The organism is Alsobacter soli (assembly GCF_003004785.1).
Taxonomy (GTDB): Bacteria; Pseudomonadota; Alphaproteobacteria; order Rhizobiales; family Beijerinckiaceae; genus Alsobacter; species Alsobacter soli.
Genome location: NZ_PVZS01000002.1, coordinates 258,208 through 280,853, shown reverse-complemented (window position 1 = coordinate 280,853; position 22,646 = coordinate 258,208). Strand labels below are relative to the sequence as shown.

20 protein-coding genes and 1 tRNA gene are annotated in these 22,646 nt (G+C 65.6%); 8 read left to right on the top strand and 13 right to left on the bottom strand.

Annotated elements, in window-relative coordinates:
- Positions 1 to 276: 276 nt before the first annotated feature.
- The 7 genes from SLNSH_RS02860 to SLNSH_RS02835 all read right to left on the bottom strand — a co-directional run bounded on the left by SLNSH_RS02860 (position 277) and on the right by SLNSH_RS02835 (position 12,753).
- Positions 277 to 4,002 carry an error-prone DNA polymerase gene (locus SLNSH_RS02860; protein ID WP_106335131.1) on the bottom strand — a complete coding sequence of 1,242 codons (3,726 nt, stop codon included), beginning with the start codon at positions 4,000 to 4,002 and terminating at the stop codon, positions 277 to 279.
- Positions 3,999 to 5,486 (bottom strand): Y-family DNA polymerase, encoded by a 1,488-nt coding sequence (locus SLNSH_RS02855; protein WP_210202473.1) that lies wholly within the window; start codon positions 5,484 to 5,486, stop codon positions 3,999 to 4,001. Before SLNSH_RS02855 ends, SLNSH_RS02860 begins: the two co-directional genes overlap by 4 nt.
- The gene (locus SLNSH_RS25195) at positions 5,446 to 6,210 is read right to left on the bottom strand and encodes an ImuA family protein (protein WP_210202468.1); all 765 of its coding nucleotides are present in this window, start codon (positions 6,208 to 6,210) and stop codon (positions 5,446 to 5,448) included. The genes SLNSH_RS02855 and SLNSH_RS25195 overlap by 41 nt, the downstream gene beginning before the upstream one ends.
- Positions 6,211 to 6,453: 243 nt before the next feature.
- A complete protein-coding gene (locus SLNSH_RS02850) occupies positions 6,454 to 8,283 on the bottom strand; it encodes a methyl-accepting chemotaxis protein (protein ID WP_106335129.1) in 1,830 nt (609 codons plus the stop codon).
- A gap of 424 nt (positions 8,284 to 8,707) precedes the next feature.
- The gene (locus SLNSH_RS02845; protein ID WP_106335128.1) at positions 8,708 to 10,366 is read right to left on the bottom strand and encodes an acyl-CoA synthetase; all 1,659 of its coding nucleotides are present in this window, start codon (positions 10,364 to 10,366) and stop codon (positions 8,708 to 8,710) included.
- A 72-nt stretch (positions 10,367 to 10,438) separates the two neighbouring features.
- Positions 10,439 to 11,545 (bottom strand): GDP-mannose 4,6-dehydratase, encoded by a 1,107-nt coding sequence (gene gmd / locus SLNSH_RS02840; RefSeq protein ID WP_106335127.1) that lies wholly within the window; start codon positions 11,543 to 11,545, stop codon positions 10,439 to 10,441.
- A 35-nt stretch (positions 11,546 to 11,580) separates the two neighbouring features.
- The gene (locus SLNSH_RS02835) at positions 11,581 to 12,753 is read right to left on the bottom strand and encodes a glycosyltransferase family 4 protein (RefSeq protein ID WP_106335126.1); all 1,173 of its coding nucleotides are present in this window, start codon (positions 12,751 to 12,753) and stop codon (positions 11,581 to 11,583) included.
- Positions 12,754 to 13,078: 325 nt separating this feature from the next.
- Here SLNSH_RS02835 and SLNSH_RS02830 point away from each other — a divergent pair.
- Positions 13,079 to 13,153: transfer RNA gene (locus SLNSH_RS02830), tRNA-Thr, on the top strand.
- Positions 13,154 to 13,318: 165 nt separating this feature from the next.
- Here SLNSH_RS02830 and SLNSH_RS02825 read toward each other — a convergent pair.
- Positions 13,319 to 13,612 carry a hypothetical protein gene (locus SLNSH_RS02825; protein WP_146140177.1) on the bottom strand — a complete coding sequence of 98 codons (294 nt, stop codon included), beginning with the start codon at positions 13,610 to 13,612 and terminating at the stop codon, positions 13,319 to 13,321.
- A gap of 209 nt (positions 13,613 to 13,821) precedes the next feature.
- Between SLNSH_RS02825 and SLNSH_RS24480 the strand changes: the two genes are divergently transcribed.
- On the top strand, positions 13,822 to 14,223 hold the full coding sequence (locus SLNSH_RS24480; protein ID WP_146140176.1) for a hypothetical protein: 402 nt from the start codon (positions 13,822 to 13,824) through the stop codon (positions 14,221 to 14,223).
- 114 nt (positions 14,224 to 14,337) lie between these two features.
- Here SLNSH_RS24480 and SLNSH_RS02820 read toward each other — a convergent pair whose 3' ends face one another.
- A complete protein-coding gene (locus SLNSH_RS02820; RefSeq protein WP_106335124.1) occupies positions 14,338 to 15,201 on the bottom strand; it encodes a hypothetical protein in 864 nt (287 codons plus the stop codon).
- A gap of 13 nt (positions 15,202 to 15,214) precedes the next feature.
- Positions 15,215 to 15,769 carry an ATP-dependent DNA ligase gene (locus SLNSH_RS02815; RefSeq protein WP_158266652.1) on the bottom strand — a complete coding sequence of 185 codons (555 nt, stop codon included), beginning with the start codon at positions 15,767 to 15,769 and terminating at the stop codon, positions 15,215 to 15,217.
- Between the two features lie 249 nt (positions 15,770 to 16,018).
- On the opposite strand from SLNSH_RS02815, the gene SLNSH_RS24475 reads away from it, so the two are divergent.
- From SLNSH_RS24475 to SLNSH_RS24470, 4 genes are all read left to right on the top strand, one after another.
- Entirely contained in the window at positions 16,019 to 16,504 is a 486-nt protein-coding gene (locus SLNSH_RS24475; RefSeq protein ID WP_146140175.1) for a hypothetical protein, read from the top strand.
- 92 nt (positions 16,505 to 16,596) lie between these two features.
- Entirely contained in the window at positions 16,597 to 16,836 is a 240-nt protein-coding gene (locus SLNSH_RS02810; protein ID WP_106335122.1) for a hypothetical protein, read from the top strand.
- 94 nt (positions 16,837 to 16,930) lie between these two features.
- A complete protein-coding gene (locus SLNSH_RS02805) occupies positions 16,931 to 17,161 on the top strand; it encodes a hypothetical protein (protein ID WP_106335121.1) in 231 nt (76 codons plus the stop codon).
- Between the two features lie 53 nt (positions 17,162 to 17,214).
- Positions 17,215 to 17,412, top strand: coding sequence for a hypothetical protein (locus SLNSH_RS24470; RefSeq protein ID WP_146140174.1), 198 nt, complete (start codon positions 17,215 to 17,217; stop codon positions 17,410 to 17,412).
- A 16-nt stretch (positions 17,413 to 17,428) separates the two neighbouring features.
- Here the strand turns inward: SLNSH_RS24470 and SLNSH_RS02795 are convergent, their stop codons facing one another.
- Both SLNSH_RS02795 and SLNSH_RS02790 read right to left on the bottom strand, forming a co-directional pair.
- Positions 17,429 to 17,647 (bottom strand): hypothetical protein, encoded by a 219-nt coding sequence (locus tag SLNSH_RS02795; RefSeq protein WP_106335119.1) that lies wholly within the window; start codon positions 17,645 to 17,647, stop codon positions 17,429 to 17,431.
- Positions 17,648 to 17,878: 231 nt separating this feature from the next.
- On the bottom strand, positions 17,879 to 18,142 hold the full coding sequence (locus SLNSH_RS02790; protein ID WP_106335118.1) for a hypothetical protein: 264 nt from the start codon (positions 18,140 to 18,142) through the stop codon (positions 17,879 to 17,881).
- A gap of 163 nt (positions 18,143 to 18,305) precedes the next feature.
- Between SLNSH_RS02790 and SLNSH_RS02785 the strand changes: the two genes are divergently transcribed.
- Positions 18,306 to 18,569, top strand: a complete 264-nt coding sequence (locus SLNSH_RS02785; RefSeq protein ID WP_106335117.1) for a hypothetical protein — start codon at positions 18,306 to 18,308, stop codon at positions 18,567 to 18,569.
- Between the two features lie 2,318 nt (positions 18,570 to 20,887).
- On the opposite strand, the gene SLNSH_RS02780 is transcribed toward SLNSH_RS02785, so the two are convergent.
- Entirely contained in the window at positions 20,888 to 21,202 is a 315-nt protein-coding gene (locus SLNSH_RS02780; protein WP_106335116.1) for a hypothetical protein, read from the bottom strand.
- Positions 21,203 to 21,578: 376 nt separating this feature from the next.
- Between SLNSH_RS02780 and SLNSH_RS02775 the strand changes: the two genes are divergently transcribed.
- On the top strand, positions 21,579 to 22,643 hold the full coding sequence (locus tag SLNSH_RS02775; RefSeq protein WP_106335115.1) for a COG3904 family protein: 1,065 nt from the start codon (positions 21,579 to 21,581) through the stop codon (positions 22,641 to 22,643).
- Positions 22,644 to 22,646 lie beyond the last annotated feature (3 nt).

Sequence of the window (22,646 nt, the reverse complement as noted above, 5' to 3'; positions counted from 1 at the left end):
CCCTTTCCCGCGCCTGCGGCGCGCCGGGGATGACGGGCTTTCTGATCGGTCGCCCCCCATGCCCGGAGGCCCTCCTCCGTCATGCCCGGGCTTGTTCCCGGGCATCCACGCCCCGGCGGCCGCGAGGATGGCCGGGACGAGCCCGGCCACTGCGGGTCGAGGTGTGCCGGAGTCCTGTTTCGAGGATCGTACGCGGTCCCCCTGGATCCCCCTTCCCGCGCCTGCGGCCGCCGGGGATGCCCCCTGGAGGGGAGAGGGGATCGGGCGCTGCCGCGCTCAGTGGAAATCCCGGCTCTTCGGCAGCACGCGCACGTCGCGGGGGTGCTGGTTGGCGCTGCGCGACGGCGGGGCGAGGTGGAGGGCGGCGGGGACGTAGGTCTTGACCGGCTTGGGGTCCGCGGCGGGCGCCGGCTCCTGGCGGGGGCGGGACCAGAGGCGGTCGAGCTCCGGCGAGCGGTCGAAAATGGCCGAGGCCATGACGTGGACCACCCCCTCCGGGCTCTTCTGAACGCGGCCCTCCACCAGCATCAGGCGCGACATCATCACGGCCCGGCGGAAGGGCTCGAACTGGCGGGCCCAGAGCATCACGTTGGTGATGCCGGTCTCGTCCTCGATCGTGATGAAGATGGCGTTGCCGTTCCCCGGCCGCTGGCGCACCAGCACGACGCCGGCGACACGGACGAAGCGGGCGTCCGCCTGGGCCGCCGTTTCCGCGCAGGTGAGCGCGCGTTCGCGGCGGAAGACGTCGCGCAGCAGGCCCATGGGGTGGCCTTTCAGGGAGAGGCGCAGCGTCTGGTAGTCGCTGGCGACGTGCTCGCCCAGCGACATCTCCGGCAGGCGGGCGTCGGGCTCCTCAGCCAGTTCGCGGGCGGAGGCGGCGGCGAAGAGGGGCAGCGGCTCGTCCTGGGGCAGGCGGCGGACCTCCCAGAGCGCGGCCCGGCGATCGAGCCCGATCGACCGGAAAGCGTCGGCGTCGGCCAGCGCCCGCATGGGGCGGCCATAGAGCCCGGCGCGCACCGATAATTCCTCCACCGATGAATAGCCCGGCCCCCGCACCCGCACGAGCCGCATCGCCTCGGCCTCGTGGACGCCGTCCGCCTGGCGGAAACCCAGGCGCAGCGCCAGCGCGCCATCCGGCCTGCGCTCCAGGGTGTTGTCCCAGAGGCTGGCGTTGACGTCCACGGGCCGCACCTCCACCCCGTGCTCGCGGGCGTCGCGCACCAGCTGGGCCGGGGCGTAGAAGCCCATGGGCTGGGAGTTCAAGAGCGCGCAGGTGAACACCGCCGGGTAGTGGCGCTTGATCCAGGACGACACGTAGACGAGCTTGGCGAAGGACGCTGCGTGGCTCTCCGGGAAGCCGTAGGAGCCGAAGCCCTTGATCTGCTCGAAGCAGCTCTGGGCGAACTCCCGCTCGTAGCCGCGGGCCAGCATGCGCTCCACCATCATGGCCTCGAACAGGTGCACCGTGCCCACATGGCGGAAGCTGGAGATGGCGCGGCGGAGCTGGTTGGCCTCCTTGTCGGAGAATTGCGCAGCCACCATGGCGAGCTGCATGGCCTGCTCCTGGAAGAGCGGCACGCCCATGGTCTTGCCCAGCACGTTGCGCAGCTCGTCGGCGGGGCCGTGCTCCGGCGCAGGCGACGGGAAGGTGACCTCCTCCAGGCCGGCGCGGCGGCGCAGATAGGGGTGCACCATGTTGCCCTGGATGGGTCCCGGCCGGACGATCGCGACCTCGATCACGAGGTCGTAGAAGGTGCGCGGCTTGAGGCGCGGCAGCATGTTGATCTGGGCGCGGCTCTCCACCTGGAAGACGCCGATGGAGTCGCCCTTGCAGAGCATGTCGTAGGTGGCGACGTCCTCCCCCGGCACGTCGGCGAGGCCGAGTTCGAGGCCCTCGTGCTCGCCCAGCAGCTCGAAGGCCTTGCGGATGCAGGTGAGCATGCCAAGCGCCAGCACGTCGACCTTCATGAGGCCGAGCGTGTCGATGTCGTCCTTGTCCCACTCGATGAAGGTGCGGTCCGGCATGGCCGCGTTGCCGATGGGCACCAGCTCGTCCAGGCGCCCGCGCGTCAGCACGAAGCCGCCGACGTGCTGGGAGAGGTGGCGCGGAAAGCCCAGGAGGCGCTTGGCGAAGTCCACCGCGCGTCGGATCTCCGGGTTGTCCGGGTCGAGCCCGGCCTGCTGCACCTGGTTGCGGGTGATGTCGCTGCCCCAGCTGCCCCACTGGGTGCCGGAGAGGGCGGCCGTGACATCCTCCGACAGGCCCAGAGCCTTGCCGGCCTCCCGGATGGCGCTCTTCGGCCGGTAGTGGATCACGGTGGCGGCGATGCCGGCGCGGTGGCGGCCGTATTTCTCGTAGATGTGCTGGATGACCTCCTCGCGCCGCTCGTGCTCGAAGTCGACGTCGATGTCCGGCGGCTCGCGCCGCTCCTCCGAGATGAAGCGGGCGAAGAGCACGTTGTGCTCGTTGGGGTCCACGGCGGTGATGCCGAGCACGTAGCAGACGGCCGAATTGGCGGCCGAGCCGCGGCCCTGGCAGAGGATGCCCTTGTCGCGGGCCACCCGCACGATGTCGTGAATGGTGAGGAAGTAGCGGGCGTAGTCGAGCTTGCCGATGAGCGCGAGCTCGTCGCGCAGGAGGGTCTGCACCTTGGCGGGCACGCCGGACGGGTAGCGCGCCTCCGCGGAGCGCCAGGTGAGCTCCTCCAGCCAGTCCTGCGAGTCGCGGCCGGGCGGCGTCGGCTCGTCGGGGTATTCGTAGCGCAGCTGGTCCAGGGAGAACTCGACGCGCTCGAGAAGGGCCTGGGTCTCGGCGATGGCCTGCGGGCAGTCGCGGAACAGGCGGGCCATCTCGGCCGGCGGCTTGAGATGGCGCTCGGCGTTGGCCTCCAGGAGGCGGCCGGCGGTCTCGATCGTCACGCCTTCCCGGATGCAGGACAGGATGTCCTGCAGCTCGCGGTCTGAAGGGTCGGCGTAGAGGGCGTCGTTGGTGGCGAGCAGCGGCAGGCGCGCCGCGTCGGCGAGCGCCTTGAGACGAGCGAGGCGGCGGCGCTCGTCGCCGCGGCGGTGCATGGTCGCGCCGAGCCACACGGCCCCGGGCGCGGCTTCGTTGAGGCGCGGCAGCAGGCCCGGCAGGGGCCGGAGGTCCCGGCCGGGGGAGACGACCAGCAGCAGGCCCCGGGCGTCGGCCAGGAGGTCGTCGAGAGTGAGGAGGCACTCGCCCTTCTTCGCCCGGCGGGAGCCCTCCGTGAGGATGCGGCACAGCCGCCCCCAGCCGGCGCGGTCGGCCGGGTGGACGACGATGTCGGGCGTCCCGTCCGTGAACACGAGGCGGGCGCCGGTGACCAGCCTGAAGGTCTGGGCGCGCTCCTCGGCCCACTCGGCGATCACGGGCGGCTCAGGCTCCGGTGGGTCGGGCGGATCGGGCCAGGCGTAGCCCGGGGGCTGCGCGGGGTCGTCGGTCCAGGGCCGGTTGGGGTCCCAGGGGCCCTTGGAAAGGCCCAGGGGGGTGGAAGACTCGTGCGGGGCGCGGCCGACCTCCCTCCCCCTTGTGGGGAGTGATTGGGGCTGGGGGCCGCTCGACCCGTCATGATCTGGGGCAAGATCTCCACCTCTAGCCCTTCCCCACAAGGGGGAGGGGGACAGGCCGGGCGCCGAGCGCTCCTGGGTTGCTTCGCCTTCGGCTCGCAATGACGGGGGAGACAGCGGCGCGGTTCCCGCCAAGGCGTCCGGCAGGGGAAAGGGCTCGACGCTGAAGCAGCCGGGTTCGCCGCCAATCCGGCGCTTGAGGGGTGGGAGCACGCCGCCCTCGCGCAGGTCCTTCAGGGCCGCGAAGGCGCGCACCACGCCGGCCACCGTGTTGCGGTCGGCGATCCCGAGGCCGGTGTGGCCGAGCAGCAGCGAGGTCAGCAGCATGTGCTCGGCGTGGGAGGCGCCGCGCAGGAAGGAGAAGTTCGTGGCCGCGACGAGCTCGGCGTAAGGCGTGGAGGCGCGGGCGTTCATGCGAAGAGCCCGTGGAGGAACCAGCGCGGACGTCCCTCCCCTTCGCCATGGAAACCTTCCCGGAACACCCAGAAGCGGCGGCCCTGCCCGTTCTCCACGCGGTAGTAGTCGCGGGTCGCCGGCGGACGGGCGCCGACGCGCCACCATTCGGGGGCAATGCGCTCCGGCCCTTCGGCGCGGGCGACGTCATGCAGCACGCGCCGCCAGCGGAAGCGCAGTGGCGGCCCGTCCGGCACCTCGGCGAGCGCCTCGATCGCCTGGGGCGGGTCGAACAGGGTGACGGGGCGGGACGGCGGCTGGCCGGGATCGGGCTCGGGCCAGGGCGCCGCGGGAGCGGCGGCAGGCTCCAGCGCCGCCGCGCGCAGGGGGTCGTGCGAGTCGCGGGCGGCGAAGCGCAGCACCTGCGCGCGGCCGAAGCGGGCCACCAGCCTGTCCACCAACGCGGCCACGTCGCCGTCCGGGTCGGGCTTGCCCTCCAGGTCCGCCTGGCTCTGGTCGAAGGGCTCCGCTCGGCGCACGGCCAAGCGGAGCGCGTCGAAGCCGAAGCCGGGGTCGAGCGGGTCGGCGAGCGCGTCGATCTTGAGCCGGACGAGGCGCAGCAGGCCAGGCGCGTCGCGCAGGGGCTGGGCGGTCTCCACGACGATGCGGCGCACCGCGCCGTCCGTGCGGAAGAAGCTCGCCTCGAACAGGCGTCCGCCCTCCCCGCGCCGCTCCAGGATGGCGCCGACCTCGCGGCCGAGGCGCTCCAGCACGGCCATGAGCGAGTCCATGGCGCCCAGCGGCTCGGGGAAATGACGCTCGGCCATGCAGGCCGGCGGGTCGCGCAGGGGCGTGAGGCGGATGTCCTCCCGGCCCATGAGGCGGGCGAGCTTCGTCGCAAGGCCTGCGCCGAAGCGGGCCGTGAGCGCCTGGGAGGGGCGCTCGGCCAGTTCGCCCACGGCCCGGAAGCCGGCGCGCCCGAGGGCCAGGTGCGTGTCGGCGCCCAGGTCCAGCGCCGCAAGGGGCAGGCCGGCCACGAAGGCGGCGGTCTCGCCCGGCGGGACGACCTTGGCGGCGCCGTGGCGCGCCAGCGCGCGGGCGGCGTCGGGGGTGTCGGCCACCACCGCGCGGGTGTGGAGGCCGAGGCGCGCCAGCGTCCGGCGGGCCTGCATGCGCAGGCCCTCCTCGCCGCCGAACAGGTGGGCGCAGCCGGTGACGTCGAGCAGGACTCCGTCCGCGCCATCGAGCGCCACCAGCGGCGTGAACATCTCGCACAGGGTGGCGCAAGCCTGCAGCAGGTCGGCGTCGGCCTGCGGGTCCGTCTCCCCCACGCGCAGCGCCGGCAGGCAGGCGCGGGCGTCGGCCAGCGCCATGCCAGCCTTGAGGCCGCTCTCCAGCGCGGCGGCGTTCAGCGCGGCGATGCGCAGCGCGCCTCGCGCCTTGTCGACAAGGACGAAGGGCCCCTCAGCCTGCCCGGCGGACTGGCGCCGCCGCTCCTGGAGGATCCGGTCGGTCGGCAGAAAAGGGAACCACAGCGCCAGGTAGCGCCGGCCCGGTCCGCGCCGGGGAAGCGTCGGGGACGCGGTCTGCGAAGCGTGCGTGGTCACGGCTCCACTCCAGGCGCCACTCGCCGGGCGCGAGCCCGCCGCGGTGGCGCAGCAAGGTGAACGAGAAGGACGGGTCGCCCGGCGCGTTAGCCTCGAGCGCCCGCGATGGCGCAGCCTCGATCCGCCAGCGGGTCTCGGCGGCGCTGGGCTGCGGGTTCGCCGCGACGCGGGCCATCAGGACGAGCGTTCCGGACGTCCGCGCCGCCAGCGCGAGGCGCCGGCTGGCGGTGAGGTCGAGGGCCTTGGCCTCGCCCCAGAGCTCGATCACGGCGGCGCCCAGGGCGGCGCAGCGCGCGCCTTCAAGCCCCGCCTGGAGGGCGGAAGGGATGTCGCGGGCGCGCACCAGGGTGAGCCGGCCGGGGTCGAGCCCCAGTTCGGCCACGCCGGGCGGATAGAGCGCGCCCGTCTCGCGGTCCACGAAGGCGTGGCGCACCCACAGGATGGGCGAATCGGGGGCGGCCATGCGGGCGAGGGCCAGCAGGGCGCCGGTGACGGCCGGGCCGTCCGCGGGCGCCGCGGCATAGAACTCGTGCAGCGCCGCGCGCGCCAGACCGGCGGCAGGAGACGCCTCGCGAGCGGCCGCGGGGGCCGGCGAGAGGGAGGTGAGGCCATGGGCTCTCATCGCGGTGTTCCTATTTTGTTCTAGGATTCAAATTCCGCGTCCGAGAGTCAAGCAGAGTCCGGATTCAATCAGAGCGTGTGGACAAGCCCCGCTTGACGCGGGGCCTAGGCGCGGGACGGGGATCCGGAGTCCTGCGCGCCTTGCCCTGGATCCCCTTCCCTCCGCGGCTTCGCCGCTCCGGCCGGGGATGACGGCGGCGTTTTCAAGGGCTGGCTGCAAGGCGTCCAGCAGGCCTCCAGCCTGTCAGAACTCCGACCAGTCCCCTCCCCCGCCGGCTGCGCGCCTGGGGGCAGGCGCAGCCGCTTTCACTTTCCTGGCGAGTTGCGCCGCGCCTGACGGCCTGGCCGAGAAAGCCGCCTCGGCCAGGGCCTTGAGGCGGGCGGGTTCGTTGCGGCGGCCCTCCGGCTGGTCGAGGGTGCGGAATTCGCGCACCAGGGCGTTCAACTGCTCGATCTGGCCGGACAGGGCCCGGGCCGAGGCGGCGCTCTCCTCGGCCAGCGCGGCGTTTTGCTGCGTCATCTCGTCCATATGGGCCACGGCCTGGCTCATCTCGTCGATGCCGTTGGCCTGCTCGCCGGCGGCGACCGAGATCTCCGCCACGGTGGCGGACACCTTGCGGGCGGCGTCGACGATCTTCTCCAGCGCGTCGCCGGCGGAGCGCACCAGCTTCACGCCCTGGGCGACCTCGGCCCCCGAGGCGCCAATCAGGCCCGTGATGTCCTTGGCCGCCTCGCTGGAGCGCTGGGCAAGGGTGCGAACCTCCGAGGCGACGACCGCGAAGCCCTTTCCGGCCTCTCCGGCCCGCGCGGCCTCCACGGCCGCGTTGAGGGCGAGAAGGTTAGTCTGGAAGGCGATCTCGTCGATCACCGCGTTGATGTCCGAGATCTTCTGGGAGGCCTGCTCGATCCGGGCCATCGCCTCGACTGCCTCGCGCACGATGCCGCCGCCCGCCTGGGCCACGGAATTGGCCTGCTCGGCCAGATCAACCGCCTGGCGCGACGCGCTGGCCGTCGTCTTCACCGAGGCCGCCAATTCCTCGGTGGTGGCCGCCGTCTCCTCCAGGGAGGAGGCCTGCTGCTCCGTGCGGCTGGCCAGATCATTGCTGCCGCTCGCGATCTCGCCTGCGGCGGCCAGGGTTTCCTCGGCGGCCACGCGCACCGATCCGATCACCGAGGTGAGCGTGTCGAGGAGTTGGTTAACGCCCCCGGCGAGCTCCTTCACGTCGCCCTGAAGGCCGTCGAGCGACACCCTGCGGGTGAGATCGCTCGCCTTGGCGGCCTCCACGATGCCGATCGTCTGGCGAACCGCATCCTCCATCATGGCGGCCGCGCGCACCTGCTCGGTGATGTCGGTCGCGTATTTCACAACCTTGAAGGGCTTGCCGTCCGGATCGAGGATGGGATTGTAGCTGGCCTGGATCCAGACCTCCCGGCCGCCCTTGCCAATGCGGCGATAGCGACCGGCGTCGTATTCGCCATTGCGGAGCTTCTCCCAGAGGCGACGGTACTCCGGGCTGGTCCGCTCGGTCTCGCCGACGAACATGCCGTGGTGATGGTTCTGGATCTCCGCCAGAGCGTACCCCATGGCGGCCAGAAAGTTCCGGTTGGCGTGAAGGATCCTGCCGTCGAGCGCGAACTCGATCACCGCCTGCGCCTTGTCGATGGCTGCGATCTGGCCCGCGAAGTTCGCCTCCTTCAGTTTTTGCTCGGTGATGTCGGTCGCGAACTTGATGACCTTCACGGTCCGGCCGCGGCGGTCCAGCACTGGATTGTAGCTGGCCTGCAGCCATAGGGCGCCGCCGTTCTTCGCCACGCGCCGATACTGGCCGGCGAAATACTCGCCTCGCTTCAGCCTGTCCCAGAACTGCCGGTACTCGGCGCTTCCCTTCATCGATGGATCGACGAACAGGCCATGGTGCTTGCCCTTGATCTCTTCGAGCGCGTACCCGACCGATTCCAGGAACCTGCCGTTCGCGCCAAGGATCTCGCCCTCCGGCGTGAACTCGATGACCGCCTGGGAGCGGTTGATCGCGGCGACGATGTCCCGGGAATCGTCTCGGAGGAAAAAGCTCATCGGATACCTCGTGGGAGAGGCCCGGACTGGGCCGGGCTCGTCATTCCGGGGGACCAGGCCCGCCGGTTGGATTTACGGACTCGCCGCAGGGCGCTCGCTGCGAGGACGATGCAGCGCGCAAGGCTCACGAGGGGGATTACGTTTCCGAGGAAGGCGCGGATGCTCCGATCGGCAGCGGAAGCTTTCCGTGCAGGCGCTTATACACGCAGATGCTTAATCATTGACTGTATCCCCAATAATTGCAAAGACCCAATCCCTGGTCCTGGTCGTATTTCCATGAATTTGGTCGGGCAGCGTGTCATGGATAACGGACACGCACCGTGACCGCGATCGCCCGACCCCAAGCAGAATGAGGCCCGCCGACTTAACTAATGGTTGCTTATTGAGGGCTTTTCTACCTGAGGCGCCTTTATCTGAGTACGTATCAGTTCGTATTCGCCTTGCGCCCACTTCCTTCCGGCGCTTCTTTCCGGGCCTGCTCCCGCAGGGCTCGGCGGATGATCTTGCCGGTGGTGGTGAGCGGAAGCTGGTCGACGAAAGCCACTTCCCGTGGGTATTCGTGCGCAGCCAGGCGCGAGCGGACATGCTCCTGGATGGAGCGCGCCAAACCTTCGGAGGGCTCGTAGCCCTCGCGCAGCACCACGTAGGCCTTGACGATTTCGGTCCGCTCGGGATCCGGCTTGCCGACCACGCCGGCGAGCGCCACCGCCGGATGGCGCAGAAGGCAGTCCTCGATCTCCCCGGGACCGATCCGGTAGCCGGCGGAGGTGATCACGTCATCGTCGCGGCCGACGAAGCGCAGCGTCCCGTCACTCTCGGCCATCCCGATGTCGCCCGTCACCAGCCAGTCGCCCACGAACTTGGCCTCGGTGGCGCCGGGGTTGTTCCAGTAGCCCAGGAACATCACCGGATCGCCGCGACGCACCGCGATCGCTCCCTGCTCGCCTGGCGGGAGCCGGCGCCCCTCCGGGTCGATCACCGCCACCTCGTGGCCCGGGACGGGGCGGCCCATGCGGCCCGGCCGCGCCGGGAAGAGGCTCTGGCACGACGAGACGATCATGTTGCACTCGGTCTGGCCATAGAACTCGTTGATCGTGACGCCCAGCGCCGCGCGGCCCCAGTCCAGTAGTTCGGCCCCAAGCGTCTCGCCGCCGCTCGCCACGCTGCGCAGCTCGTAGCGCCAGCGGGAGCGAGGATCAGGCACGCCGCGCATCATCTTGAGCGCGGTCGGCGGGATGAACGCGTTGCGCACGCCGTGGCTGGCGATCAGGTTGAAGGCCGCCTCGCCCGAGAACTTGGCGAAGCGGCGCGCCACCACGGGCACGCCGTGGCGCAGGGCCGGCAGGAGAACGTCGAGCAGGCCCCCGATCCAGGCCCAATCGGCGGGTGTCCAGATCCGATCGCCCGGCTGGGGCAGGAGATCGTGGCTCATCTCTACGCCAGGCAGGTGGCCCAGCAGCACCCGGTGGGCGTGGAGCGCCCCCTTGGGCAGGCCCGTGGTGCCCGATGTGTAGATGATCAGGGCCGGGTCGTCCGCGGCCGTGTCAACCGGCGCGAAGGCGGCGCTCTCTCCCCGCATCAGGGCGTGGAGATCCTCCGCGTCGGCGGAGCCCGTTTCGATGCTGAAAACCGACCGCAGAGCCGGCAGGCCCTCGCGAATACGCGAGAGCTTGGCCGCGCCCTCGCCGTTCGTGATCACCGCCGCCGCGCCGGCGTGGGCCAGGCGATGCTGCAGGGCCTCCTCGCCGAAAAGCGTGAAAAGCGGAATCGCGATGGCGCCCAGCTTGTAGACGGCGATGTGGGCGACTGCGGTCTCCAGGGATTGGGGCAGCAGCACCCCGACGCGGTCCCCGCGCCCGACGCCCCGGGAGGCGAGCAGGTTGGCGCAGCGGTTCGAGAAGTCCCTGAGCTCACCGTAGGTCACCACGCGGGCGCCTGCTTCGTCGGCCAGGATCAGCGCCTCTCGGCCGGGCGCCTCCGCAGCCCAGCGGTCGCAGGCGTCCACGCCGATGTTGTAGCGCGGCGGAATCGCCCAGGCGAACCCGGCGCAAAGGTCCTCGTAGGTGGCGGCCCTCGTCAGCACCCTGCCCTCCCCGCGCTGCTTCTGGAGAATGCTAGCGCCGTTCGGGGCCGCCCGACTACGGGCTCCTGCGGTCTAAAGCCGCGGAGCGGCGACCGCCCGCTCCGCCAGCCAGGCGTGGCCGGCCGGCTGGCCAAGCGGCTCGTGCGCAGCGTGCCGCTCGCGCGCGACGCGGGCCATGTCGGCGTCCACCATGAGGGCGCAGAGCTCCTCCAGGGTGGTCGTCTGGCGCCAGCCCAGCACTTCCCGGGCCTTGGCGGGATCGCCAATCAGCAGGGACACCTCGGCCGGGCGGTAGAACTCGGGATTGATGCTCACCAGTTCGGACCCGTCGATGGCGGAAACGCCCTTCTCGTCCTCGCCCTGTCCCGTCCACACGATGGGGATCCCCGCCCGCTTGAAGGCCAGGGCGGCGAAGTCCCGGACGGTTTCCGTGCGATTGGTGGCGAGCACGAAGCTGTCGGGCTCGTCGGCCTGCAGCATGCGCCACATGCCCTCGACGTAGTCCTTGGCGTAGCCCCAGTCGCGCTTGGCGTCGAGATTGCCCAGCGTCAGCGGCTTCTTGGACCCGTGGGCGATGCGGGCCACCCCGTCGGAGATGCGACGGGTCACGAACTCGAGCCCGCGGAGCGGCGACTCGTGGTTGAACAGGATGCCGCTGGCCACGAACATGCCGTAGCTCTCGCGGTAGTTGATGCCCATCCAGTGAGCGAACACCTTGGCGACCCCGTAGGGGCTGCGGGGGTAGAAGGGCGTCTTCTCGTTTTGCGGGACCGTCTGCACCTTGCCGAACATCTCGGCGGAAGAGGCCTGGTAGACGCGGATTTTCGGGTTCACGATCCGCACCGCCTCCAGAAGGTTGAGCGGCCCCATGCCGGTCATCATGGCGGTGGCGATCGGCTGCTCGAAGGAGGCGGCCACGTAGGTCTGGGCGCCGAGGTTGTAGAGCTCATCCGGCTCGGCCGTGTCGATGAGCCGGGCCAGGGATCCGAGGTCGGTGACATCGCAGCACGAGAGCGTCAGGTTCGGGTGCTCGCGCACGCCGAGATCCTCCAGCCGCCAGAAATTGGGCGTGCTGGACCGCCGATACGTCCCGTGCACCCGGTACCCCTTCTCCAGCAGCAGGGCCGTCAGGTAGGCCCCGTCCTGTCCGGTGACGCCAGTGATGACGGCGCGCTTCATGCGATTGCTCCTTTTTTGCGAGGCCCCTCTCCGGCTCAGACCGAAAGCGCCTCCAGTTTCGGCTTGCTGGGCCGGAACCGCGCCCCGGGCGCGATGCGCGCCCGGTGCCTCGCCCATTGGGCGACGACGAAGTCGTGGAACTCGCGCCGGAACCGCTCGGTGGAGAACAGGTCCGCATGCGCCCGGATGGCCTGGGGGTCGAAGCGCTCCGCCATGGTCTCGAAGCGCGCCACCACGTCGCGGATAGCCGCCGGAGTCTGCTCGGAGAAGTGCAGTCCGGTGACGCCGTCCACCACGGTCTCGCTGGCCCCGCCCCGGTCGAAGGCCAGCACGGGCGTGCCGCAGGCCTGGGCCTCCACGGGCGCGATGCCGAAGTCCTCCTCCGAAGCGAAGATGAAGGCCTTGGCGCGCTGCATGTGGTCGAGCAGCACCGGATAGGGCTGGAAGCCCATCACCTGGACGTTGGGGGTCGCGAGGCTCTTGCACTTCTCCAGCATCGGCCCGTCGCCGATCACCACGAGCTTCCTGTCCGGCATGGACGCGAAGGCTTCGACGATGAGCTGCATCTTCTTGTAGGGGACCAACCGGGACGACGTGAGATAGAAGTCGTCCCGCACCGCGGGCCCAACCGGGAACCGGTCCACCGCCACGTTGGGGTAGATGACCGTCGACTCGCGCCGGTAGACCTTGTCGATGCGGCGCGCGATGTAGCGCGAGCAGGCGATGAACTGGTCGACGCCGGCCGCCGTGCGCATGTCCCACAGGCGCATGCGATGGAGGAACAGGCGGGCCATGGCGCCCCGCAGCCCCGTCCATCCAGATTCCTCCAGGTACTGGTTCTGCAGGTCCCAGGCATAGCGCATGGGCGTGTAGCAGTAGCAGATGTGCAGCTGGTCCGGCCCGGTGATCACGCCCTTCGCCACGGCATGGCTGTTGGACACGATCACGTCGTAGCCGGACAGGTCGAATTGCTCGACCGCCAGCGGCATCAAGGGAAGCAGGTTGCGGTAGGATGTCCCGACGCCCGGGATCTTCTGGAGAAAACTCGTGGTGATCTTCCGCCCCGCCAGCCAGCCCCTGTCCTTCTCTGGCATTTTGTCCACCAGAGTGAAAAGATCAGCTTCTGGGAAGAGCTCGAGCATGACCTCAAGCACTTTCTCCGAACCGGCGTAGGTCGTAAGCCACTCGTGAACGAAAGCGATCTTCATGGACCGCTCCTTTTAAAGAGCCCTCGATTTACAAAGATCACGGTGAATGAGCTTGGCTGCAGTGGGAAGCGCGGCGCGTTCCCTTCGTTGGTAGCAGTTGCAGGCGTAAGACCTAGCCTTTCGGAGAGCAGGCTTATGCCGATCGTATGCCTGCCTTCGAGGGAACGGCGGCGCCAGCCTCATTCATCGGCGCCACGCCACTTTTGCAGGCACGGTGGTTCGCCCGCCTCGACCGCGGCTTTTTTCCACCGTCACGGCTTGCGCCCCCGCCCCCCGTGTGGCAAGAGAGCCCCGCTTCGGGACGGGCGTCTGCGCCGCATCCCACGCTGCCGTAGCTCAGTGGTAGAGCACTCCCTTGGTAAGGGAGAGGTCGAGAGTTCAATCCTCTCCGGCAGCACCATTTTACCCGCAATATCAATGGCTTGCGACTTCTGACGGGAGTGGTTTTCGGACACTTGCGCTACTCGGCAGCACGCCGGCAGCACGCATTGCAGAGCATGTCAGGAGCCGTTCTGGGCGCGTTCGGCCAGAATCGCTTGAGAATGCCGGTCAGGATCACGCGCAATCAGGACCGGACGCAGGAGCCGAGGCTTTGCGAAGGCACGAAGTCGCCTTGCATGACGGTGTTTCTGCTGTGAACGGCCTTGCCGGTGCTCAAGATGATTGTCGTCGTCTGGACGGCGCCGCTCGGCACCTCCTCAACGAAGGACAGCGAAGAGACGTTGTCGAGCGCCGTCCCAGCGTGAGCGACCACGTGCACTCTGCCGGCCGGGCCGAGAAGGGCCGCGGTGCGGCTCTCCATGTCCACTAGATAGACGAGAGGCGCCATAAGGTTCGGGAACGTACATACGATGCGCACCTCGTGGGCCTCGGTAGGCGCGGCGCATCCAATGACTGCCCCAGCTAGCGCTATCGCACCTGCTCTCACGGCCGCCCCCTAGCCTCGCAACCCGAGAAGCGGAAGCCCTCGGTTTTTCAGTCGCGAGAAGCATTCATTAACATGCCTCAATGCAGATTGCGCGGCTTGCTGGTGGAAGGCACCCCGAGCTAGAACTGGGAATATCGAATATGAAGGTGAGCCAAGGCCTTGCGGCCGTGTTCCTAATGGCCGGGCTAAGTGGTTGTGTCACAGCCGAACAAGCGAATCAGGCCTACGCATCGGCCCGGCCAGCGACAGCTCAACAAAAGGCCGGCATCATCTCCAAGGTTCGCAACGTGTTTTTCGACCCTTACTCTATTCGGGACGCGGAACTGTCGTATGTGATGTACGGGAACAACGGCCGAGGAGTTGTCTGCCTTCACGCCAACAGCAAAAACAGAATGGGCGGATATGTGGGCCGAAGCTACACGGCCTTTCTTCTTGACCAGTCAGGCGCAGTCATTTCCTCTGACGATGGGCCTGGCATCACTCGTGACTGCGCGGACGCGAGACTTAGATACATGCCGTTCCCTGAAGCTGAAAAGCTGTGATCGGTGGCCGTCGGATCTACCGACGGCCTGTGCGATGCTCAATGGAGCGGGAGGGCAGAGATCGATCGGGAGACGCCCGGCCGTTCGGAGCCTCGCGCTTAGCGACGCTCAAGGTCACCGAGCCGCAGATATATTCAACTCCGTTCGATCAGCTTTTTCCCCGGCGAGAACGTCGATGTTAAGCCGTTCTCTCACCAGATTTTGCGCCTTTTCCAGTCGCGGGCGACGAGCGTCGGTAAAATTCCCCACCGTTTTCAGCGTTCGGTCCATTTGATGCGCATCGATACCGCGTTTGTCTTCCATGTCGCTCCATACGAGCACCTCCGTGATTTCATCGATAATCGCGTTTACTTCGGAAGTGATCTCTTCGGGCCAAAATATTGCGTTTCTCCGATTGAAGCTGCCCAATTTCCACATAGCTCGCCGAGCAGCGTTCGCGCGCCGGACCTTATTGATTCGCAGGATGGCTTTCGATTTGTCCGTTTCGTTGAGAAGAAAGGCGGTTTCGCTCTCCGTATAGTCGTGCTCAACTGCGTAGCGCCGTAATTCCTCCTCTCTGCTCCCGGAGAGATCCTGTATCCGGTCGAAGCTGAATGCCACCGCTGCGGTCGCGCTGAAGGCCTTGTCGAGCAACTCCCAAAGCCGTGGTAGGGCCTCGAATTCGTATTGGTGAAGTCTCAACCGCCGATCAGCCTGGGCGTTGATCCTTCCTTTCAGGATTTCCACCTCCCGACTCAATCCACCCTTGAGGAGCTCGACGTCCTTGTCGAGTTCGTTCTTGAGCCTTGCCGCTTCCTTATTCTGTTCGTGTATATGGTTCTGAAGGCGCTTCTTGAACCAGTTCTCGATCGCGCTCCGTCCGAAGAACTGCAGGAGAGCGGCCGCCACTCCGACGAGGGCCGCGTATTTCAAGACCGCGCCGACCAGGGTGCCGACTGTCAAAGGCCACCAGCCAAGCCACGTCAGCCACTCGTACATCGAGGAACTCCGTTCAGCGCCTAACGTAGTCCGGACACTTCGCCTTGAGCCATGCGAGCGACGGACCGGAGCGATAAAGGCTGTCCTTGCGCTTGCAGACAAGCCCCTCAAGTCCGAGCTCGCACGCGTGGCGGAACAGGTCCGGCCCTTGCTCGTCCAGGGCGTCCACAAGCGCAATCCCGTCGACGGGCGCCGCCAAGAGCCGCGCCAGAGCGGCGCGGCGCTCAACGAGAGGCAACTGCCGCAGATCGCGCCCATCCAGTTCGAGCAGGTCGAAGGCCATCAGGACTGCCTGGAGGCCGGCCTGCTTCGACCGGAGCGCGTGGAAGTCATCTCGTCCATCCGGGAGTTGAACAACCGCCTCGCCATCCAGGACGCAGGAGGCGCAGGGAAGCTCCCTGACGCCCGAGGCGATGCGCGGCAGGCGCTCGTACCACGCCAGGCCATTGCGGCTCCACAGACGCACCTTGCCGGCCCGCCAGTGGGCCTGCATCCGGTAGCCGTCGTGCTTCACCTGATAGAGCCACCCTGGGCCCGTGGGGATCACCTGAGACGGGGTCGCCAGCATGGGCGGAACGAACCCCTCCGGGGTGCGTCGATCACGAGCGAGGGGACGCGCACGCCAGGCCATAATTGGCTCATGTCGGCTGCCGTGTGTTTCGTTCCATCCCCGGATTGCACTGAAGCCGATTTGGCTTCAGCGTAGCCGCAACTTTCTGCTGGACCTAACGTCATGCAGCGCTGGTGCGTACTCGCAAGCCTTTTCTTGGTCACCCTCTCGCCCGCGAAAGCGAGCACGGAGGAGTTGCAAGCTGCCGTGACCAAACTGACGATCGAGGGCGGCCAATTCCGAAAATCCTACTCTGTGCAGGACCGACAAGCTCTGGCCGGCGCACTGGCCAGGTACTGGCAGTCATTCCAGGAGAGAGTGCCCCGGATCTCGCCAGCAGAGCGCGCTTGGATCGAGGGTGAGACGAATTCGAACTCCTCTGAGCGCTTGGCCAAGGTTCTGAACAGTACGGAATGGAACCTGTCTGAACTGGCCGAAACGGCTGAAAATTGCGCGAAAGCTTACAAAGAGCTTGCGACGGATATTGGTGCGAACAGCAAGCGCGAGGCGCTTCGATGGGTTCGAACGCTCCGTTGTTACAATGAGGATGTTTCCGAGCGTCTCTCGGTAGTTGGGCTGAACCCGCGCGGACAATTAGACGGGCCATTCAAGGCGCAGATGTTCAACTTCTGGCGTACAGCGATCACTGGCCCTTTGCTGGGTTCAGTTTTGGGTGAGCCGGAATTCCGGTGACATCGGGCCCAAGCCGTCCCGGCCACCTGTGGAGAACGGGGACGCGCGGAAACTGATCTGGCGCATGCCGGGCATCTCCGTATGTTCGTTCTATGTTCCCCGATATGACCATCGCCGCTTTGGAGCGGGACCGGATCACCCATGCCGAATACGAGTGCTGCGGCTCACGCGTGATGGTGCCCTGGCGCATGCTGGGCGCCGCACCGGACGAGACCTTTGACGACGTGGTCGAGCGGCTGGTCTGCCGCCGCTGCGGCGGAAAGCCGAACCCGGGGACTGTCCGGCCGTGGGGTCAGTGGATGTGCGAGGGGTGGGTGGATACGCCGTGCTAATCCGGGGTTTTTACGTAATTCAACTGACGAGATCTGTGCTTGGGTTTGCCGCATTCTCGCAGACAGGAGCCGTGCTGTTCCGTGAGGGCGGGCGATGTCGTTCATCGCTTGGGACGACAAGCCAGGCGTTGTGATGGGGACCACGATCTACGTGCTTTCCAGACATGGAAGCAGTTGGATCCCAGTTACGCTCGATGCACTCGACTGTCTGGAAGTGATCGGGGAGGCGGAATTCCGATTGCGCTTCGCTGACTGGAATTTGCCTCCTCTCCCGGCCGAGGACACCCAGAAGCTAGCCGTGGGATCGGCCGCGATCACGAGCTGAGCACAACAGCATCAGTGGTGGCGGGGATCACCATGCGAGCGGTCGACGTATAGGTGCACGCACGCATCCACGAATGCGTCGGGATCAAGTTCCGGATGTTGGGAGAGGAAATCGACAACACTCTGGCCGAACGCGTCTTCGTCGAGGTGTCCTTCGTCCTCTACGAATTGGGTCGCCAGTCTCCAGAGAAGCGCTTGCTTGGGGTCGTGGTCGTTCATGCCGCTTGGGGTTGTTATTCTTCCAAGCAGTGAACGCCGTAGGGCCCACTCAGTTCAGACGGCTGCGGCGGTGCCGGAGCTCTTCGACAGCAGCATGGATCTGTTCCAGACGTTCCGTCTTGGGCAAGCCGCTCCAACCAGCGATCGGCGTTATTGCCCTGAGGTCCAAAAGGTTGGTGTAGAGGATTGCGAGCGCGTCATCAGACGGCTCGTCCAAATCCAACACAGCCTCGAAAACATCCAATGACGGTGCCAAAATCCGCTCCATGCATCGACCCTAGCTCGGCCCGGACGATCCGGAATTGACGATGCTCAGTACAAAAAGGCCCCGATGATCACTCAGCGGGGCCAAGGGCATGGCGGATTGCCTGGGTTGGGGGTCCACCAGCACTCTTCAAATGCTGTGAACGAAGATTTGTTCCCAAAAGGCGCCGGCGCTGCGCGATCGGCTCCGACCGCCATCTGACGCGCCTGGTATTCTGGCTCTTTCCGCCCCGGTTCAGGCCGGCTTTGGAGCGAATCCCCTGCGGCAAAGTTCGGCCAGCACGAGATCTATGAGGTCCCCAGCGACATCGTCCTCCGTCTCGCTTCCGGCCTCGAGCCGGGCATAAAGCCCGCCCATCTCGGCCAGGAAGCCGGGCCAGTCTCCCTTGTGGAACTCTCGCGCGCGGCTCTCGAACCAATGCAGTAGATCAAGCGCGGCCTCGATCTTGTCGCCGAGCGGAAGAGAGCTGCCGGCGATCTCGGCCAGCTTCTCAGCCATCCCGTCCCTCATGCGGAGAGCTTACGCCGGCTTACCGGGCGTGGCGACCTGTCTGGGATAGGTGAATGGCCACGTTCACCCTGTCCGAGACGCCGGGTCGACGGCCCCGCATTGCTAAGCTAGCGTCGTGCGCCGCCTCAATGGCGGGCTGGGGAAACATCAAATGAAAGCTCTTACAATCGCGACGGGCCTGCTGCTCCTGTCGTCGCCCGCGTTCGCGCAGTTCACATACGGCACTGGGTCCAGCGGCAGCAGCCACTACGTGCAGCCGCACTACAACAGCAACGGCTCTTACACGTCCGGGCACTATCAGACTAACTCAGACGGCTACGGCGGCAACAATTACGGCGCCTCCGGCAACTACAACCCCAATAACGGGATGTATGGCAACGGGTACGGCGGCTCTAATCGTCGCTCGCCTTACTGACATGAAGCTCAGTCGTTTAAAACACTGCGAATAGAGGCAGAAGCGGAGATGCAGGCCTCCTCGCGCAAACTACTCAGCAGCAAGCCGATGGCGAACAGAACCTGAGGTCAAGGCGACGTTGGGCCGCATGAGGGTGTGTACACCCACTCCTCGCTTCCGCTGTAGGCGTCGTTAGTGTCCAGACCCCCATTCGGCCCTTTGGGGAATCGGCACCAGTCATTGCGGTTCGCTTCATCGACCGCGCTATCCTTTGCTGCTCTGCAGTTCGAATTCGCGACTCCGATCACGTCACTAAATCCGCCGCCCATGCAATATCGTCTCAGAAAGATATGCAGCTCCCAAGGATGAACGGGAGGCTTGGCAGGGTCCGGGGGAATGGGCGGCTGATCTGGCTGCTTTGGGGGCACGTCAGCACATTCAGCTCGTTCACGCTCCTCGACGGTCGCACCCACTTTAATCCAGGTCACGAAAAATTCGGCATGCAGCCACCTTGTTTCACCGAACCACCCGCCAGAGGGATTCACCCAAGCATGCCACCTCATTAGCCCCGCGGAGCTGTCGATCAGTGCGTACCCAGCCTCCCCTTGCTGCTCAGGAGGAAAGGTACGAGGACTCCTGCTGTGTTCCCAGACCGCGTGCTTACAGTACTCGTATTCACTACCCTCTTGGCCAGGGGCCCGTAGGGCGAAATAACCGTTCCAGGAATTCTGGTCGTAGTTTACGGACGCCTTCGCCTCGGCACGCGTAACAATGGTGCTTTGTGGAGCTTGCAGCGGCGGTGTTTGGGGCAAGGCGGGGGAAAGTGTTTGCTGGAACAGGACGCAGAGCGAGACTGCATTTGAAGCCCGCATGTACAAACTCCTGTGCAAAAGACTGTCTCAGTTCTTGACCCCGGGATTGGCACGCACTCACGGGACCCACTGCCTCCGCAACGGCCGGCTGCTGCTGCCGCCTTGCAAGGTCATTCCAGCCTGGACACTTCGCTCGGCAAACTATCACTTTTTATGCATCGTCTACCACCAATGCTCACATCAAACGACGGCTGACGCCGCGTGGAAAAAGTGCAAATTGGGCGTCATGTCGGACAGTCTCCCTGGCATTGGCCCGGGCCTGTCGCGGCCACGGATGCCCTGAGGCACCAATGAGAAGGCCGCGGCGCCAGCAAGTTCGCCGTGCATCGGGCGAGACTTGCCGGTCAGAGGCCACCATCACGGCTGTCCGCGATAGGCATGCTCGTTCGGGCGATTGCGACAGGTTAATCGGAAGTCAGCCTCTGGAAACGACTTGGCCCTACTTGCCCAGCACGTCGACAAGTTCCGCAGTCAGTGCGGCCTCTGCACCTCTGCACGGGGCACCGACAGCCCGGAACCAGTGCAGCAGATTGAGCGCAGCCTGATCTTTATGCTGCCGCGAGTTGCCGGCGGGCTCGGCAGGCTTTTAGGTCGGCGGGCTTTCGGAATCGAATAGCGGCCATTCGCGTCGGCTGCGCGGAAGCCGGCCGGCATGCCGTGGACCGTCCAAGGCGGTGAGAAGCGGCGGCTCAACTATGCTGCGGGAAGGTCATTTATTTGAAGCATCCTTACGCCGGTATCAGCGCAGATTTGAAAATCGCTCACGACCTTGGATTTCAGAGCTGACTTTAAGACCGAATTACTCAGTCCGTTCAGGTTGTGGTGACAATCATCCCCTGTGTCTGTGGTTTCCTGGGAGAAAGTTGCAGCCGCGACGACTGATTGGTCAAGGCGCCAGAAAATCGGGGGCTCCCCACTAATGCGCTCGGGATAAAATGCTCGAATGTGCGTGCAAATGCAGCCACTTGTCGCAGTTGCACAGACCTCGTCAATGACCGATACCCCTCCTCCGCTCGAATTGCGGAAGGCCAAGCTGACGAATTCGCCTCGCCGCGCATCCCAATGCTTGCTGTGGATGAGACGGATCCAACCCATATCGCTTCCGAGATCTTTCGCAGGTAAGAGATGAGTTCGGGGTCGGACTTGAGGCACTGATGGTCGCGCTCATGGCCAGACACTTCATGGGTCAGGGTGAACGTCCCGTCCACCTCAACTATGATTTCGATTACATTGTGAGACGCATAACCGACCACCATGATTTCACCGGATAGGCCCGGGAAGGCATCCGTCTTGAACCCTAGAGAGTGAAGACGCGCTGAAAGCCCGCACGCCTTTTCCGCACGCTCGAGAGTTGGCGCAGTTCCGTGCCCGTAATGCCAACCGTTTGACGTGTGTGCGAACCCGACGATCTTCGCCTCGGTCTCATCAGGTCGTTTCTGGAGGCTATATAAGTGATATCCGGACAAATTAGTCCTCCCGTACGATCGAGGCTGACCCTTTGGCCATAAATTCGGCTAGCGACTGATCAATGACCTGGGTCGTCATGATTTCGCGGCCGGTCGCCTCCTCCAGTTGGGCGACAAGTTGCCCCAGCATCACGGCCAAAGTTTTCGCAGTGGTATAGGACATGTTTATCGCGACTTCTGGGATGCCATTTTGAACAAATGCGATTGTAACATCTGCGTTAGACAGGGAATTCTGAAAGCCGTTTACATAAAAACGAGGCATCTCCTTAAGCATTTCTGGCGTGATTTTAACCATAGTCTCAGCGGTCTGGGCCATCTGAGTCCTCCCTGTGCAAGGCGCGATATATGCACGGCAAGCACCGGAGGACAAGCACTGCCCCAAGACGCGTCCGCCCAGAGGCTTTCTTTTAGCTAGGGAAAAAGCGGAAAGCGCCGCCGCGGTGTTGTCCGGAGCGGGCTTGTGGCATTATGGCTGCCGCAGCGGCGATTGGGCATCTCGCTGGGATTTCAGACCGCATCCCGTCATGCAGGTAGTTATAGGTTAGAGGCGCAATCGCCGGCGACGCCTGCGCTGCCGCAATTGTCGCGCTTCGGTGAACAAGCGGCGTCCCTTACGATCACGCCTGAGATCAGCCTCTCTGCCGAGCGATCAATTAGCCATTTTTATACGGTGCCCCGTCTAGGCTAAGGTCATGCGCGTTCTTGTGTTTCTGGTACTCGAGTTCCTATCAACCTGTACCGCTTTAGCCGCCCCGATGCAGTTTCAAAGCCGCGGCAATGGCGGAAACTGCAATTCGTGCGTTTGGATCTCCGCTGAAGGCGAGATCACCGCCGATACGCCTGTCGCATTCGATAAGTTCCTCAAGGGCGAAGGCGCGGTCCGCAACTGGGACATCTACCTGGACTCGCCCGGCGGAAGCCTAGGGGCCGGAATTCAGCTCGGAGAAAAGTTCCGAGAAGCCGGACTGAGAACCAACATTGGCAAGTCGAGGAAGGCACCCGGTGCGTGGTACGATGAACTCGCGGAAGGAGGAGAGTGCCTATCCGCTTGCGCCTTTGCCTTCCTCGGCGGTGTGAGCCGTAGCGCGTCGGCCGGGAAGCTCGGCGTGCACCAATTTTATAATAACGCGGCCATTCACCAGCCCAGCGCCAAGCTCTTCGACGCAGTGGACCTTTCGGCCCAGCAGTTCGTCAGCGCGGTGCTGGTAGATTATGTTTTCCGCATGGGTGTGAACCCACGGTTCGTGGCCAAAGCTGCAGAAACATCTCCGGCAGAGATGCATCGCTTCAGTCAGCAAGAACTAAAGGAACTCGATATTGTCTGGGAGGCGGACAATTTCGAACCTTGGGCTATCGAGCCTTACGGCGGCGGGGTCGTTGCTTTTTCTCGCAGCAAGGACAAAAGTCGTATGGCGACCGCGTTCTGTCGAAAGGATAAGGTACCACGATTGCTTATTACGGGCCCCTGGCGCTTCAATGAGGGCGAGCTTCGGCAGATTATCGCCGGTCTCGGCGGGATAGAGGTGTTTGGGCAGCAATTCCCGAAGGAGGCGTTGTCGGTCAGGACTGCTAACAAAGCACCTGCGATCGAGGTCAGCATGGCAAGGTTCAGCCTTGCCGCGATCGACACAGCTAAAACCGCGGGCACATCCATCAGTCAGTACGGCCCACACGTGTATTGGGCTGACTTCGACTTTCGGATTGCAAAAGAAGGCGCATCACGTGCGCTCGCCATCGCCTTCCGGAATTGCATCTAAAAA